Raw genomic sequence first — 16,721 nt, forward strand, 5'->3', positions numbered from 1 at the left:
GCCGAACAGACCAGGATCGCGCCGTCCATCTGGGCAGCACCGGTGATCATGTTCTTGACGTAGTCAGCATGGCCCGGGCAATCGACGTGGGCGTAATGACGTTCGGTGGATTCGTATTCGACGTGTGCGGTCGAGATCGTGATGCCACGYGCCTTTTCTTCCGGCGCGGCGTCGATCGASGAGTARTCCTTGAACTCRCCRCCRAAGCGCTCGGCACCGATCTTGGTCAGTGCRGCGGTCAGCGTGGTCTTGCCGTGRTCRACGTGACCGATGGTGCCGACRTTGACGTGCGGCTTGGTGCGCTCGAACTTACCCTTKGCCATTGTTGTATACCTTGGATATCAGAAAAGAATGAGGTGGAGTCCTGAGCTTACGCTCAGGACTTCTTGATCACGGTTTCGGCGATGTTGTTCGGCGCCGGCTCGTAGTGGTCGAACTCCATCGTGAACGTTGCGCGACCCTGGGTCTGCGAACGCAGCGAGGTGGCGTAACCGAACATTTCACCCAGCGGGATCATCGCGTTGATGATGCTGGCCGAACCGTCACCGGTGGTGCTCGAACCCTGCAGCACGCCACGACGACGGCTGACGTCGCCCATCACGTCACCCTGGTAATCCTCCGGGGTCACGATCTCGACCTTCATGATCGGCTCCAGGAGGACCGGCTTGGCCTTCTGGAAGCCCTGCTTGAAGGCCATCGAGGAGGCCAGCTTGAACGCCATTTCCGAGGAGTCGACGTCATGGTACGAGCCGAACACCAGCTTCACCTTGACGTCAACGACCGGGAAGCCCGCCAGCGGACCGCTGGTGATGGTTTCGCGCAGGCCCTTTTCGATCGACGGAATGAATTCCTTCGGAATCACGCCACCGGTGATGTCGTTGATGAACAGGAAGTCGTCCTTGATCATCGGACCGATCTTCGGGTCGGCACGGTCTTCAGCGGTGATCGGCGACAGCTCGATCACGACGTGACCGTACTGACCCTTACCACCGGACTGCTTGGCGTGCTTGTAGTCCGACTTCACGTCCGCCATCTGGATCGTTTCGCGGTACGCAACCTGCGGCTTGCCGACGTTGGCTTCAACGTTGAACTCGCGCTTCATGCGATCCACGATGATGTCCAGGTGCAGCTCGCCCATGCCCGAGATGATGGTCTGGCCGGATTCTTCGTCGGTCTTGACGCGGAACGACGGATCTTCCTGGGCCAGACGGCCAAGGGCCAGACCCATCTTTTCCTGGTCGGACTTGGTCTTCGGTTCGACGGCCATCGAGATGACCGGCTCCGGGAACACCATGCGCTCCAGGATGATCGGGTGGTCCTGCGAGCACAGGGTGTCACCGGTGGTGGTGTCCTTCAGACCCACCGCAGCGGCGATGTCACCGGCCAGCACTTCCTTGATCTCTTCGCGATCGTTGGAATGCATCTGCAGGATGCGGCCGATGCGCTCCTTCTTGCCCTTGACCGAGTTCAGCAGCTGGTCGCCGGCGTTCAGGGTGCCCGAGTAGACACGGAAGAAGGTCAGCGCGCCGACGAACGGATCGGTGATGATCTTGAAGGCCAGCGCCGAGAACGGCGCCTTGTCATCGGACTTGCGGCTCAGCGCAATGGTTTCGTCGTCCACGTCGGTACCGGTCACGTCCGGCACGTCGATCGGCGACGGCAGCAGCTGCACCACGCCGTCCAGCATGGCCTGCACGCCCTTGTTCTTGAACGCCGAGCCGCAGTACATCGGCACGATGTCGGTGGCCAGGGTGCGCACGCGCAGGGCTTCGACGATTTCGGCCTCGGTCAGCTCTTCGCCGCCCAGGTACTTTTCCATCAGCTCTTCGCTGGCTTCAGCCGCCGCTTCGATCATGTAGGTACGGGCCTCTTCGGCCTCCGCCTGCATGTCAGCCGGGATCTCCAGGTACTCGAACTTCATGCCCTGCGAGGCTTCATCCCAATGGATGGCCTTCATCTTGATCAGATCGACCACGCCCTTGAAGCCGTCTTCAGCGCCGATCGGCAGCTGCATCGGCACGGCGGTGGCGCCGAGCTTGGCCTTCAGCTGGCCGACGACCTTGGTGAAGTTGGCACCGGTGCGGTCCATCTTGTTGACGAAGGCAATGCGCGGCACCTTGTACCGGTTGGCCTGGCGCCACACGGTTTCCGACTGCGGCTGCACGCCACCGACGGCGCACAGCACGAAGACCGCGCCGTCGAGCACGCGCAGCGAGCGCTCCACTTCGATGGTGAAGTCGACGTGCCCGGGGGTATCGATGATGTTGAAGCGGTGCTCCGGCAGGGACTTGTCCATGCCCTTCCAGAACGCGGTGGTGGCAGCGGACTGGATCGTGATGCCACGCTCCTGCTCCTGCTCCATCCAGTCCATGGTGGCAGCGCCGTCGTGCACTTCACCGATCTTGTGGCTCTTGCCGGTGTAGAACAGGATGCGCTCGGACGTGGTGGTCTTGCCGGCATCGATGTGGGCCATGATGCCGAAATTGCGGTAACGCTCGATGGGAGTGGTGCGGGCCACGGGAGCCTCTCAATTTCTTGGAATTCGGATGGCCGAACGCCGCCTTTCGGCGGCCTTCGGATTGGCGCGGCACCCCAGGTGCCGCGGGGCAGCACCTAGATGGTGCTGCCGTGCCTGTTTTGCAAGGCCGTCAAACTCACCAGCGGTAGTGCGCGAAGGCCTTGTTGGCTTCGGCCATGCGGTGGGTTTCTTCGCGCTTCTTGATGGCGCCACCACGATTTTCCGAGGCGTCCAGCAGTTCGGCAGCCAGCTTCTTCGGCATGGTGTTTTCACCACGCTTACGCGCCGAGTCGATCAGCCAACGCATGGCCAGGGCCATCTTGCGCGACGAACGCACTTCGACCGGCACCTGGTACGTAGCACCACCGACACGGCGGGACTTGACTTCGACCGACGGAGCCACGTTTTCCAGAGCCTTCTGAACCAGCTCGACGGAATTCGGGTTCTTTTCGCCGATCACGTCCATGGCACCGTAGACGATCTTTTCAGCGACCGACTTCTTGCCGCTCAGCATCACCATATTGATGAAACGAGCGATGGTTTCACTTCCGTGCTTCGGATCCGGCAGGACAGAGCGCTGCGGCGTATTACCTTTACGAGACATGTGTACTTTCCCTTAGCTCTTCGGACGCTTGGCGCCGTACTTGGAACGGCCCTGGCGACGCTTGGCAACGCCGGAGGCGTCCAGCGAGCCACGCACGGTGTGGTAACGCACACCCGGCAGATCCTTGACGCGACCGCCACGGATGAGGACCACGGAGTGCTCCTGCAGGTTGTGGCCTTCGCCGCCGATGTAGCTAATCACTTCTTCCTGGTTGGTCAGGCGAACCTTGGCAACCTTGCGAAGCGCCGAGTTCGGCTTCTTCGGAGTGGTGGTGTACACGCGCGTGCAGACACCACGGCGCTGGGGGCACTTATCGAGCGCCGGGGAGGCACTCTTATAAGTGGTTGCCTGCCGCGGCTTGCGGACAAGCTGATTGATCGTCGCCATCAGTATGTTCTTCTGAGAGAGGCCAATGAAAAGACTGGCCATGAATGCGGAAATGTGCGAGCAGGCGAAAGACCGGCCTGCTGAGACAGACGATTGTAGCAACCCGGCGAAAACGCAGTCAAATGCGCACGCGCCAAGCCAGCCCTGATCCCGGGCCGTTACAGGGGAGCCTTTTCCATGCCCCCCGTTCAGGTTGTCAAGCCGGTCCATTGAAAGACCGGCGGGCATCCTACCTCATCGGCAGGCAGACGACCAGTGGCCGGTGCCTGCTGATTTGCCGGGAAGGCCGCCGACCGGAGTCGACGCCCTGCCCTGCCGCGGGCCCGGCCGAAGCCGGGCCTGCGTATTACTCGTCGCTGCCCGGAGCCTGTTCAGCTTCGGTCGATTCCACCGCCACGGCGGCCACCGGAGCCACCTCAGCCACGGCCGACGCGCTGCCGGACAGGGTCTGCATTTCCGAGTCGGTCAGCCCGGAGGCGTTGCGACGACGGTTGGCGTGGTACGCAAGGCCCGTACCGGCCGGGATCAGACGGCCGACGATGACGTTTTCCTTCAGGCCGCGCAGGTTGTCCGAGGTGCCGCGAACGGCCGCTTCGGTCAGCACGCGGGTGGTTTCCTGGAACGACGCCGCCGAGATGAACGATTCGGTCGCCAGCGAAGCCTTGGTGATACCCAGCAGCACCGGATCGAAACGGGCCGGCAGCTCGTTGCGGGTGGCCAGGCGGGCATTTTCCTCGATGACGCGCTGGCGCTCGGCCTGCTCGCCATTCAGGAACTTGCTGGTGCCCTGGTCGGTGATCTCGACCTTGCGCAGCATCTGGCGGGTGATCACCTCGATGTGCTTGTCGTTGATCTTCACGCCCTGCAGGCGGTACACGTCCTGGATTTCCTTGACCAGGTAAGCCGCCAGCGGTTCGACACCCAGCAGACGCAGGATGTCCTGCGGGCTCGGCTCGCCGTCCACGATGGTTTCGCCCTTGGTCACGTGCTCGCCTTCGAACACGATCACCTGACGGTACTTCGGGATCAGCTCTTCGTGTTCCGAACCATCGGTGTCCTTGATGATCAGGCGCTGCTTGCCCTTGGTGTCCTTGCCGAAGCTGATGATGCCCGAACGCTCGGCCAGGATCGCCGGATCCTTCGGCTTGCGTGCTTCGAACAGATCGGCCACGCGCGGCAGACCACCGGTGATGTCGCGGGTCTTGGACGCTTCCTGCGGGATCTTGGCGACCACGTCACCCACGCCGACGGCGGCGCCGTCCTGCAGGTTGACGATCGAGCGCGGCGGCAGCAGGTACTGTGCCGGCAGATCCGTGTTCGGGATGGTCAGATCGTTGCCGTTCTTGTCCACGATACGCACGATCGGGCGCAGGTCCTTCGCCTGCGAACCACGACGCTTCGGATCGGTGATTTCACGCGATGCCAGGCCGGTCAGTTCGTCGGTCTTCTCGATGACGGTGACGCCGTCGATGAAGTCGATGAAGCGGATGAAACCGGCCACTTCGGACACGATCGGGTGGTTATGCGGGTCCCAGTTGGCCACGGTCTGGCCAGCCTTGACCGCATCGCCGTCCTTGGAGGTGATGGTCGCGCCGTACGGCAGCTTGTAACGCTCACGCTCACGGCCGTGGGCATCGAGCACCGACATTTCGCCCGAACGCGAGACCGCCACCAGCGAACCGCTGGCGTGCTCGACCGACTTCAGGTTGTTGAACTTCACCGAACCGGTGGTCTTGACGGTGATGTTGTCCACCGCAGCCGCTCGCGACGCCGCACCACCGATGTGGAACGTACGCATGGTCAGCTGGGTACCCGGCTCACCGATCGACTGTGCGGCGATGACGCCGACCGCTTCACCGATGTTGACGATGTGGCCACGGGCCAGATCGCGACCGTAGCAGTGCGCGCAGACGCCGAACGGCGAGGCGCAGCTGATGGTCGAACGGACCTTGACCGACTGTACCGACGCATCTTCCAGCTTGGCCACCCACTGCTCGTCGAGCAGCGTGTTGCGGGTCACGATCGGATCTTCGTCGTTGCCCGGCAGGAACACGTCCTCGGCCACGACACGACCCAGCACGCGATCCTTCAACGGCTCCACGACGTCGCCGCCTTCCACGATCGGGGTCATGGTCAGGCCTTCGGTGGTACCGCAATCCACCTCGGTGATGACCACGTCCTGCGCCACGTCGACCAGACGACGGGTCAGATAACCCGAGTTCGCCGTCTTCAGCGCGGTATCTGCCAGACCCTTACGGGCACCGTGGGTGGAGTTGAAGTACTCCTGCACGTTCAGGCCTTCACGGAAGTTCGCCTTGATGGGCGTTTCGATGATCGAGCCATCCGGACGCGCCATCAGGCCGCGCATACCGGCCAGCTGACGGATCTGCGCCTGCGAACCACGGGCACCGGAGTCGGCCATGATGTACAGCGAGTTCATCGACTTCTGGTCGATGGTCTCGCCTTCGGCGTTGACCACCTTCTCGGTACCGATGGTGTCCATCATCGCCTTGGCGATGCGTTCGTTGGTGCGCGACCAGATGTCGACCACCTTGTTGTAGCGCTCGCCGGCGGTGACCAGGCCCGACTGGTACTGCTCCTGGATTTCCAGCACTTCAGCTTCGGCCTCGGTGAGGATGCCGCGCTTCTCGTCCGGGATCAGCATGTCGTCGATGCCGATCGACACGCCAGCGCGGGTTGCGTAGGCGAAGCCGGTGTACATCAGCTTATCGGCGAACACGACCGTGTCCTTCAAGCCCAGCTGACGGTAGCTGGAGTTGATCAGGCGGCTGATGTTCTTCTTGGTCAGCTCGGTGTTGGCCAGCGCGAACGGCAGGCCTTCCGGCAGGATTTCAGCCAGCAGGGCGCGACCGATCGTGGTGTCCACGATCGAGGTCTTGTTCTGCTTGTTGCCTTCCTCGTCGGTCACCACTTCGGTGATGCGGACCTTGACGCGCGCGTGCAGTTCCACCACGCGGTTGTCGTAGGCGCGCTTGACCTCGGCGATGTTGGCGAAGGCCATGCCCTCGCCCTTCTTGTTCACCAGCGAGCGGGTCATGTAGTACAGACCCAGCACGACGTCCTGCGACGGCACGATGATCGGCTCGCCGTTGGCCGGCGACAGGATGTTGTTGGTGGACATCATCAGCGCACGCGCTTCCAGCTGGGCTTCCAGCGAGAGCGGCACGTGGACGGCCATCTGGTCACCGTCGAAGTCAGCGTTGAACGCGGTGCAGACCAGCGGATGCAGCTGGATGGCCTTGCCTTCGATCAGGACCGGCTCGAAGGCCTGGATGCCCAGACGGTGCAGGGTCGGCGCACGGTTCAGCATCACCGGATGTTCGCGGATGACCTCTTCCAGGATGTCCCAGACTTCGGCTTCTTCGCGCTCGACCAGCTTCTTGGCCGCCTTGATGGTGGTGGCCAGGCCACGACGCTGCAGCTTGGCGAAGACGAACGGCTTGAACAGCTCCAGCGCCATCTTCTTCGGCAGGCCGCACTGGTGCAGGCGCAGGTACGGACCGACCACGATGACCGAACGGCCCGAGTAGTCCACGCGCTTGCCCAGCAGGTTCTGGCGGAAGCGACCCTGCTTGCCCTTGATCATGTCGGCCAGCGACTTCAGCGGGCGCTTGTTGGTGCCGGTGATGGCACGGCCGCGACGGCCGTTGTCCAGCAGCGCATCGACCGATTCCTGCAGCATGCGCTTTTCATTGCGCACGATGATGTCCGGCGCGTTCAGCTCGAGCAGGCGGCGCAGGCGGTTGTTACGGTTGATGACGCGGCGGTACAGGTCGTTCAGGTCGGAGGTCGCGAAGCGGCCACCGTCCAGCGGGACCAGCGGACGCAGGTCCGGCGGCAGCACCGGCAGCACGGTCATGACCATCCACTCCGGACGGTTGCCCGACTCGAGGAAGGCCTCGACCAGCTTGATGCGCTTGGTGAGGCGCTTGAGCTTGGTTTCCGAACCGGTGCTGGCGATTTCTTCGCGCAGGCGGGTCATTTCCGACTGCAGGTCGATCGTGCGCAGCAGCTCGTACACGGCCTCGGCGCCCATGGCGGCATCGAAGTCGTCGCCGTGTTCCTGGCGGGCCTGCAGGTACTGTTCTTCGGTCAGCAGCTGGCGGCGCTCCAGGGCGGTCAGGCCCGGCTCGGTCACCACGTAGGCTTCGAAGTACAGCACGCGCTCGATGTCACGCAGGGTCATGTCCAGCATCAGGCCGATGCGCGAGGGCAGCGACTTGAGGAACCAGATGTGCGCGACCGGCGAGGCCAGGTCGATGTGACCCATGCGCTCGCGGCGCACCTTGGCCAGGGTGACTTCGGTGCCGCACTTTTCGCAGACCACGCCGCGGTGCTTCATGCGCTTGTACTTGCCGCACAGGCACTCGTAGTCCTTGACCGGTCCGAAGATGGCGGCGCAGAACAGGCCGTCACGTTCCGGCTTGAACGTACGGTAGTTGATGGTTTCCGGCTTCTTCACTTCGCCGAAGGACCACGAACGGATCAGGTCCGGCGAGGCCAGCGCGATCTTGATCGCGTCGAAGTCCAGCGTCTGACGCTGCTGGTTGAAGAGGTTGAGCAAGTCTTTCATGGTGTTTCTCCGAAAGGAGGAAATCTTGTCGATGGGGCTGTCGGTTCAGATGTGGCGGCGCGGCTGCCGGGGCAGCCGCGCCTGCGCGATCAGTTGCCGTCCAGTTCCATGTTGATGGCCAGCGAGCGGATTTCCTTCACGAGCACGTTGAAGGATTCCGGCATGCCCGCGACCATCTCGTGCTCACCGTCGACGATGTTCTTGTACATCTGGTTGCGGCCCTGCACGTCATCGGACTTCACCGTCAGCATTTCCTGCAGGGTGTAGGCCGCGCCGTAGGCTTCCAGCGCCCAGACTTCCATTTCACCGAAGCGCTGGCCACCGAACTGCGCCTTGCCGCCCAGCGGCTGCTGGGTAACGAGCGAGTACGGGCCGGTCGAACGGGCGTGCATCTTGTCGTCGACCAGGTGGTTCAGCTTCAGGTAGTGCATGTAGCCCACGGTGGTGTGGCGATCGAATGCCTCACCGGTGCGGCCGTCATACAGCTGGGTCTGGCCGCTCAGCGGCAGGTCGGCCAGGGCAAGCATGTGCTTGATCTCGGCTTCGGTGGCACCGTCGAACACCGGCGTTGCCATCGGCACGCCGTCGGTCAGGTTGGCGGCCAGGCGCAGCAGCTCCTCGTCGCTGAACTGGGTCAGATCGACGTGGTTGGCGTGCTGGGTCTTGTCGTGGTTGTACACGTCGTCCAGGAACTTGCGCAGGTCGTTGATCGCAGCCTGGGCTTCCAGCATGCCCTGGATCTTGCGACCCAGGCCCTTGGCGGCCCAACCCAGATGCACTTCCAGAATCTGGCCGATGTTCATACGCGACGGCACGCCCAGCGGGTTCAGCACGATGTCCACGGTTTCGCCCGAGGCCATGTACGGCATGTCTTCGACCGGCACCACGTTGGAGACCACACCCTTGTTGCCGTGGCGGCCTGCCATCTTGTCACCCGGCTGGATGCGACGCTTCACGGCCAGGAAGACCTTGACCATCTTCAGCACGCCCGGGGCCAGATCGTCGCCCGCGGTGATCTTGCCGCGCTTGTCGGCGAAGCGACGCTCGAATTCCTTCTCGTGCGCCTGGATCTGCTTCTGGGCGCGTTCGATGGCTTCGGAGGCGTCCTCATCCTTCATGCGCAGCACGAACCAGTCGGCCTTCTTCAGGCCGTCCAGGTAGGCGTCGGTAACGGTGTCGCCCTTCTTCAGGTTGGCACCGCCGTTGACCACCTTGCCCACGATCTGCGAACGCAGACGGGCGTAGATGGCGCCTTCCAGGATGCGGAACTGGTCGTCGAAGTCCTTCTTGACGCGCTTGATTTCAGACTCTTCGATCTGACGGGCGCGCTTGTCCTTCTCGATACCGTCGCGGGTGAAGACCTGCACGTCGATGACGGTGCCGTCCATGCCCGGCGGCACGCGCAGCGAGCTGTCCTTCACGTCCGACGCCTTCTCGCCGAAGATCGCGCGCAGCAGCTTCTCTTCCGGGGTCAGCTGGCTTTCGCCCTTCGGGGTGACCTTGCCGACCATGATGTCGCCGGCGCGCACTTCGGCACCGATGTACACCACGCCGCTCTCGTCCAGGCGGTTCAGGGCCTGCTCGGAGACGTTCGGGATGTCGGCGGAGATTTCCTCCGGCCCCAGCTTGGTGTCACGCGCAACGCAGGTCAGCTCTTCGATGTGGATCGTGGTGTAACGATCCTCTTCCACCACACGCTCGGAAAGCAGGATGGAGTCTTCGAAGTTGTAGCCGTTCCACGGCATGAAGGCGATCAGCATGTTCTGGCCCAGGGCCAGTTCACCGATGTCGGTGGACGGACCATCAGCCAGCACGTCGCCACGCGCCACCACGTTGCCCACTTCCACCAGCGGACGCTGGTTGATGCAGGTGTTCTGGTTGGAACGGGTGTACTTGATCAGGTTGTAGATATCCACGCCGGCGTCGGTCGCGTCGGTGATCTCCACTTCGTTGACCTTGACCACGATGCGGCCGGCGTCGATCTGCACGATCTCGCCGCCACGACGGGCGTTCACGGTCACACCGGAGTCACGGGCCACGGCGCGTTCGATACCGGTACCCACCAGCGGCTTCTGGGCACGCAGGGTCGGCACGGCCTGACGCTGCATGTTGGCGCCCATCAGTGCACGGTTGGCGTCATCGTGCTCCAGGAACGGGACGAGCGCGGCAGCGATCGACACGGTCTGCATCGGCGAGACGTCCATGAAATGGACTTCTGCCGGCGGCTTGAGCAGCGACTCACCCTGGAAGCGGCACGGCACGAACTGCTCGGTGAGCATGCTCTTGGCATCGGTCAGGGCGTTGGCCTGGGCGATGACGTACTCGTTCTCTTCGATGGCCGACAGGAACTCGATCTCGTCGGAGACCTTGCCGTCAGCAACCTTGCGGTACGGGGTTTCGAGGAAACCGTACTGGTTGGTGCGGGCGTACACGGCCAGCGAGTTGATCAGGCCGATGTTCGGGCCTTCCGGCGTTTCGATGGTGCAGACGCGGCCGTAATGGGTCGGGTGCACGTCGCGCACTTCGAAGCCGGCGCGTTCGCGGGTCAGACCGCCCGGGCCCAGGGCCGAGACGCGACGCTTGTGCGTCACTTCCGACAGCGGGTTGTTCTGATCCATGAACTGGGACAGCTGCGAGGAGCCGAAGAACTCCTTGATGGCCGCGGCGACCGGCTTGGCGTTGATCAGCTCCTGCGGCGTCAGGCCTTCGGATTCGGCCATCGACAGGCGTTCCTTGACCGCGCGCTCGACGCGGACCAGGCCCACGCGGAACACGTTCTCGGCCATTTCACCGACCGAACGCACGCGACGGTTGCCCAGGTGATCGATGTCATCGACCACGCCACGACCGTTGCGGATCTCGGTCAGGACCTTGATCACTTCCAGGATGTCGGAGGTGTCGGCGTGCTCGGCGACCAGGCGCTTGGACTCTTCGTCGTTGCGCTCACCGAAGTACTTGCGGTCGTACAGCACGGCTTCGCCGGTGACAGCCTTGCGGCCGACACGGCGGTTGAACTTCATGCGGCCGACCGTGGACAGGTCGTAGCGCTCGAAGGTGAAGAACAGGTTGTGGAACAGGTTCTGCGCGGCATCCTTGGTCGGCGGCTCGCCCGGACGCATCATGCGGTAGATCTCGACCAGGGCTTCCAGCTGGGTCTTGGTCGGATCGATGCGCAGGGTGTTGGACAGGTACGGGCCACGATCCAGATCGTTCACCCACAGGGTGCCCACGGCATCCACACCGGCCTTGCGGAAGGCCTGCAGCTGCTCGTCGGTGATTTCGTCGTTGGCCTGGGCCAGCAGTTCACCGGTGTTGGCATCGACCACGTCGTGCGACAGGATGCGGCCGACGATGTAATCGTCCGGCACGGCCAGGGCGGCGATGCCCGAGGCTTCCAGCTGCTTGACGTGACGCGCGGTGATGCGCTTGCCGGCTTCCACGATGACCTTGTCACCGTCGGCCAGGTCGAAGTTCAGGGTCTCGCCGCGCAGACGCTCGGCCACCAGCTCCAGCTGCACGCCTTCATCGGGGTTGATGTGGAACGTGTTGATCTCGAAGAACTCGGCCAGCATCTCTTCGTTGCTGTAACCCAGCGCACGCAGCAGGATCGAGACCGGCAGTTTGCGGCGACGATCGATACGGGTGAACAGGGCATCCTTCGGGTCGAACTCGAAGTCCAGCCAGGAGCCGCGGTACGGGATGATGCGGGCGCTGTACAGCAGCTTGCCCGAGCTGTGGGTCTTGCCACGGTCGTGGTCGAAGAACACACCCGGCGAACGGTGCAGCTGCGAGACGATCACGCGCTCGGTACCGTTCACGATGAAGGTGCCGTTGTCGGTCATCAGCGGGATTTCGCCGAGGTAGACCTCCTGCTCCTTCACGTACTTGATGGCCTTGGTCGACGACTCACGGTCGTAGATCACCAGGCGCACGGTCACGCGCAGCGGCGCGCCGTAGCTCATGCCACGCTGGCGGCACTCGCGCTCGTCGAACACCGGATCGCCGAGCTTGTAGCCGACGTATTCCAGGGCAGCGTTGCCGCTGTAGCTGGAAATCGGGAACACCGACTTCAGGGCGGCATGCAGGCCGTGGTCCGTGCGCTTGGCCGGATCGACGTTTTCCTGCAGGAATTCACGGTAGGAATCGACCTGGATGGCAAGCAGGAACGGCACTTCGAGGATCGAGCGCTGCTTGCCGAAATCCTTGCGGATACGCTTCTTTTCGGTGAACGAATAAGACGTCATGAGGTATCACCTTGGCTGTGCGGATCGTGCGTCCACGACCCGAGGGGAAACTGAAATTGTCAGTTGGAAGTCGCTGGTATTGCCGGCACCAGCACGCCTTCTCCCGCTACTTCCAACTGCCAACTCGTCTGCATCCACTCCCCTGCCCGCGCGCCTGGGCGCCGCTGTGACGGGGGATGACCGCAGCCCGTGTTGGGCTCGTATTTCGGGTGTTGCGTGAAACGACCAAAGGCCGGGGGCTTACGCCCCCAGCCTTGGCTGCATCGCCGTGTTTCGATGGCGAGGCAAGGAACTGCTTACTTGACTTCGACAGTCGCGCCAGCAGCTTCCAGGTCCTTCTTGAACTTGGCAGCGTCGTCCTTCGAAGCGGCTTCCTTGATCATGCCGCCGGCTTCTGCCAGATCCTTCGCTTCCTTCAGGCCCAGGCCGGTGATGGCGCGGACAGCCTTGATGACTTCGACCTTCTTGTCGCCGGCCGACTTCAGGATGACGTCGAATTCGGTCTGCTCTTCAACAGCGGCAGCCGGGCCAGCAGCAGCAGCTGCGGCGACCGGAGCAGCGGCGGAGACGCCGAACTTCTCTTCGATGGCCTTGACCAGCTCCATCACTTCCATCAGGGACTTCTCGGCGATGGCGTCGACGATCTGTTCGTTGGTAAGGGACATTTTGATTACCTTTGGATAATTTTCTGGGTTGAGGTTCCGTTCGGAACCACGGAAACGTCGACTCAGGCGGTTTCGGCGACCGGCTCGGCAGCGTCAGCGGTTTCACCGCCACCCTGCTTGTCGGCCACGGCCTTGACGGCACGGGCGAACATCGTGGCCGGCTCGGCCAGGACGCGGGCCAGCATGGCCAGGGCCTGATCACGGGTCGGCAGCGAGGCCAGCACGTCGACATGGCCAGCCGGGAACAGTTCCCCGCCGATGGCCACGACCTTTGCCTGCAGCTTGTCGTTGGTCTTGGCAAAATCCTTGATCAGGCGACCGGCTGCGCCGGGCTCCTCGAGCGAGAACGCGTACAGCAGCGGACCGACGAGTGCGTCTTTGGCGCATTCGTATTCGGTACCTTCCACTGCACGTGCCGCCAGCGTGTTCTTGACAACTTTCAAGAAAACGCCGGTTTCGCGTGCCTGCTTGCGCATCGCGGTCATCTGGGAGACCGTGGTGCCAGCGTATTCGGCTGCGATCAAGGAGTGGGCCTTGGCGGCGACGTCTGCCAGCTCGGCGACTACTTCTTGCTTCTGGGACAGATTGAGAGCCATTGCACTCCTCCAATTGAACTCCGCTTACGGCTCCTGCCGTGTGCGGTCCTGGGCGGCATCCGTCCTGGACGCCGGGAACATCAGGTGATGTTCCAAGGGTGGGCCGTTCTAGACCTGGATGGCCAACCTGGGAGAACCCAGACGTGCGTAAACCAGAAAAACTCCAGAAGGGCACCATCTACGCAGGGTGATTCCCGGGGGAATCGATTAAGCGTTCGGTACTGCGCCGGCGGCGACTCCCTGCCAATGCGAGCATCCTTGCCCGTCGCCGGTATGTACTGACCGCGCCTGCGGTCTTTGACGGCTATCTCTGCAGGGCGAGCCCCACTCGGATTGCCTTCAAATATCGCGGGTACCGGACCTGGGCCCGGTACCCGCTTGAAACGATTACTTCAGCGACAGCGAGGACTGGTCGATGGTCACGCCCGGGCCCATCGTCGAGCTGACCGAAACCTTCTGCAGGTAGGTGCCCTTCGAGGTGGCCGGCTTGGCCTTGACCAGATCCATCAGCAGCGCCTGCAGGTTCAACTTCAGCGCGTCTTCGGCGAAGTCGGCCTTGCCGATGGTGCAATGGATGATGCCGGCCTTGTCAGTGCGGTAACGCACCTGACCCGACTTGGCATTCTTGACGGCTTCGCCCGGGTTGGCCGACACGGTGCCGACCTTCGGGTTCGGCATCAGGCCGCGCGGGCCGAGCACGGTGCCCAGCTTACCCACGACGCGCATGGCGTCCGGGGTCGCGATGACGACGTCGTAGTTCAGATCGCCGGCCTGCATCTTCTCGGCCAGGTCGTCCATGCCCACGGCTTCAGCGCCAGCGGCCAGGGCTTCGTCAGCCTTGGCACCGGCCGGTGCGAAGACGGCAACGCGCACGCTCTTGCCGGTACCGGACGGCAGCACGGTGGAACCGCGCACCTGCTGGTCGGACTTCTTGGCGTCCACGCCCAGGCGCACAGCAACGTCGAAGGACTCGACGAACTTGGCCTTGGTAGCGGTCTTCAGGATCTTGATGGCGTCCTCGAAGGCGTATGCCTTGCCCGGGACGACGGCGGCCTTGATGGCCTTCTCACGCTTGGTCTGTGCCATCTTCTTAACCCTCTACCACGAGGCCCATGGAACGGGCAGAACCGGCGATGGTGCGCACCGCGGCATCCAGATCAGCAGCCGTCAGGTCTGCTTCCTTGGTCTTGGCGATCTCTTCGAGCTGCTTGCGGGTCACCTTGCCCACCTTCTCGGTGTTCGGGCGCTTGGAGCCCGAGGAGATGCCTGCAGCCTTCTTGAGCAGCACGGCAGCCGGGGTGCTCTTGGTGATGAAGGTGAAGGTACGGTCCGAGTAGGCCGTGATGATGACCGGCACCGGCAGACCCGGCTCCAGCTTCTGCGTGGCGGCATTGAAGGCCTTGCAGAATTCCATGATGTTCAGGCCACGCTGACCCAGCGCAGGACCGACCGGCGGCGAGGGGTTGGCCTGACCGGCCTTCACCTGCAGCTTGATATAACCGACAACTTTCTTTGCCATGAGTATGCTCTCCGGGTGCTAGCGCCTTACGACAACAGGCTCCCCATCGGACCGGGAATCACGCGTCCCGGCATCGCGTTTTGAATTCACGCAGAAGGCCACCTCGCGGCGGCCCTTGCTTTTGCCAGCTTCCTGGCAGGAAGCCGCGCACTATATCAGGTTTTTTCCGCCCTTGCCTCAAGGCTGACGGGCGCAGGCTGTTCAGGTTCCGGGCGGCCGCCCGGAACCCTGCTGCCTCAGGCTCAGACGGCCTTTTCGACCTGGCCGAATTCGAGCTCGACCGGGGTGGCGCGACCGAAGATCAGCACCGAGACGCGCAGACGGCTCTTCTCGTAGTTGACTTCCTCGACCACACCATTGAAGTCGTTGAACGGACCTTCGGTGACACGGACCATCTGGCCCGGCTCGAACAACACCTTCGGACGGGGCTTTTCCACACCTTCCTGAACGCGGTCCAGGATGGCGGCAGCCTCTTCATCACGGATCGGCAACGGACGATCGGCGGTGCCGCCGATAAAGCCCATCACCTTGGAGGTGTCCTTGACCAGGTGCCAGCTTTCGTTGTCGATGCGCGGGATACCGTTTTCTTCGTGGGTCTCGATCTGGACCAGCACGTAACCCGGGAAGAACTTGCGCTCGGAACGGCGCTTCTGGCCGGCGCGCATTTCAACCACTTCCTCGGTCGGGACCAGGACGTCACCGAAGCGCTCCTGCATCTCGTCACGCACGATGCGATCGCGCAGAGCCTGCGCAACCGACTTTTCGAAGCCCGAATAGGCGTGAACGACGTACCAACGCTTCACTGGTTTCTCCTTATCGACCCAGGAACCACTGGGTCAATTTCTGAATCACGAAGTCAAATCCGCCCAGCAGCAGGCTGAGGATGATCACCACAACGATCACCACCCAGGTCATGCGAATGGCTTCCTGGCGCGTCGGCCAGACCACCTTGCGCAGTTCGAAACGCGATTCGGAAAGGAATTCCCGCGTGTCGCGACCCTTGCCGGTCAGCAGGAACACGCCGAGGCCGGCCACCAGGCCAACGACAACGGCCAGACCGCGAAGCGGACCGGCCCATGCACTCTGGGAGGCATGCTCAGGAGCACCGAACCAATACCAAGCAAAAAGACCCGCCAGCACCAGGATCGCTGCGACGGCGTACTTGACGATGTCACCTCCAGTGGAGGCGTTGTCTTTGGAATGCTCGATCTTGCTGTTCATCCGGCTCTGGCTGCTGTGGCGGCATAGCCGCTGGAAGGGAGAAGTGGCACGCCAGGAGGGACTCGAACCCCCAACCTGCGGTTTTGGAGACCGCTGCTCTGCCAATTGAGCTACTGGCGTACTGAAAAAACTTGCCTTCCCTAAGACGGCGAAGGCGGACCGAGGTTCCCGGCCCGCCACTCGCGAGACCGGCAGCAGCGCTATGCGACCGCCGGTATTGCAGTATTACGCGATGATCTTGGAGACCACGCCGGCGCCGACGGTACGGCCGCCTTCGCGAATCGCGAAGCGCAGGCCTTCATCCATGGCGACCGGGTTGATCAGGGTGACAACCATCTTCACGTTGTCGCCCGGCATCACCATTTCCACACCT

At 62.9% G+C, this 16,721-nt stretch carries 13 protein-coding genes and 1 tRNA gene; all 14 read right to left on the bottom strand.

Annotated elements, in window-relative coordinates; genetic code table 11:
• The coding region (locus AC1DIQ_RS18790) for a GTP-binding protein (RefSeq protein ID WP_478050590.1) at positions 1-323 on the bottom strand (323 nt) is incomplete at its 3' end.
• A gap of 53 nt (positions 324-376) precedes the next feature.
• On the bottom strand, positions 377-2,518 hold the full coding sequence (fusA, locus tag AC1DIQ_RS18795; protein WP_121044654.1) for an elongation factor G: 2,142 nt from the start codon (positions 2,516-2,518) through the stop codon (positions 377-379).
• Between the two features lie 136 nt (positions 2,519-2,654).
• Positions 2,655-3,122, bottom strand: a complete 468-nt coding sequence (gene rpsG, locus AC1DIQ_RS18800; RefSeq protein ID WP_019186122.1) for a 30S ribosomal protein S7 — start codon at positions 3,120-3,122, stop codon at positions 2,655-2,657.
• A 12-nt stretch (positions 3,123-3,134) separates the two neighbouring features.
• Complete coding sequence (gene rpsL / locus AC1DIQ_RS18805; RefSeq protein ID WP_017356008.1) at positions 3,135-3,509, bottom strand: 30S ribosomal protein S12; 375 nt, start codon at positions 3,507-3,509, stop codon at positions 3,135-3,137.
• A gap of 346 nt (positions 3,510-3,855) precedes the next feature.
• Complete coding sequence (gene rpoC, locus AC1DIQ_RS18810) at positions 3,856-8,103, bottom strand: DNA-directed RNA polymerase subunit beta' (protein WP_461770598.1); 4,248 nt, start codon at positions 8,101-8,103, stop codon at positions 3,856-3,858.
• A gap of 89 nt (positions 8,104-8,192) precedes the next feature.
• A complete protein-coding gene (gene rpoB, locus AC1DIQ_RS18815; protein WP_121044657.1) occupies positions 8,193-12,347 on the bottom strand; it encodes a DNA-directed RNA polymerase subunit beta in 4,155 nt (1,384 codons plus the stop codon).
• A gap of 296 nt (positions 12,348-12,643) precedes the next feature.
• The gene (gene rplL / locus AC1DIQ_RS18820) at positions 12,644-13,012 is read right to left on the bottom strand and encodes a 50S ribosomal protein L7/L12 (RefSeq protein ID WP_019186119.1); all 369 of its coding nucleotides are present in this window, start codon (positions 13,010-13,012) and stop codon (positions 12,644-12,646) included.
• A 62-nt stretch (positions 13,013-13,074) separates the two neighbouring features.
• The gene (gene rplJ / locus AC1DIQ_RS18825) at positions 13,075-13,608 is read right to left on the bottom strand and encodes a 50S ribosomal protein L10 (RefSeq protein WP_121044660.1); all 534 of its coding nucleotides are present in this window, start codon (positions 13,606-13,608) and stop codon (positions 13,075-13,077) included.
• Positions 13,609-13,995: 387 nt separating this feature from the next.
• Positions 13,996-14,694, bottom strand: coding sequence for a 50S ribosomal protein L1 (gene rplA / locus AC1DIQ_RS18830; RefSeq protein ID WP_121044663.1), 699 nt, complete (start codon positions 14,692-14,694; stop codon positions 13,996-13,998).
• Between the two features lie 4 nt (positions 14,695-14,698).
• Entirely contained in the window at positions 14,699-15,127 is a 429-nt protein-coding gene (rplK, locus tag AC1DIQ_RS18835) for a 50S ribosomal protein L11 (RefSeq protein WP_019186116.1), read from the bottom strand.
• Between the two features lie 242 nt (positions 15,128-15,369).
• Positions 15,370-15,930: a transcription termination/antitermination protein NusG gene (nusG, locus tag AC1DIQ_RS18840; protein WP_019186115.1), complete on the bottom strand. Its 561-nt coding sequence runs from the start codon at positions 15,928-15,930 to the stop codon at positions 15,370-15,372.
• A 10-nt stretch (positions 15,931-15,940) separates the two neighbouring features.
• Positions 15,941-16,348 carry a preprotein translocase subunit SecE gene (gene secE, locus AC1DIQ_RS18845; protein WP_121044666.1) on the bottom strand — a complete coding sequence of 136 codons (408 nt, stop codon included), beginning with the start codon at positions 16,346-16,348 and terminating at the stop codon, positions 15,941-15,943.
• A 44-nt stretch (positions 16,349-16,392) separates the two neighbouring features.
• Positions 16,393-16,468: transfer RNA gene (locus AC1DIQ_RS18850), tRNA-Trp, on the bottom strand.
• Positions 16,469-16,573: 105 nt separating this feature from the next.
• Positions 16,574-16,721, bottom strand: a 148-nt coding sequence (locus tag AC1DIQ_RS18855; protein WP_478048678.1) for an EF-Tu C-terminal domain-related protein, incomplete at its 5' end; no start/stop codon positions are given.

The organism is Stenotrophomonas sp. 05L413, assembly GCF_056397945.1.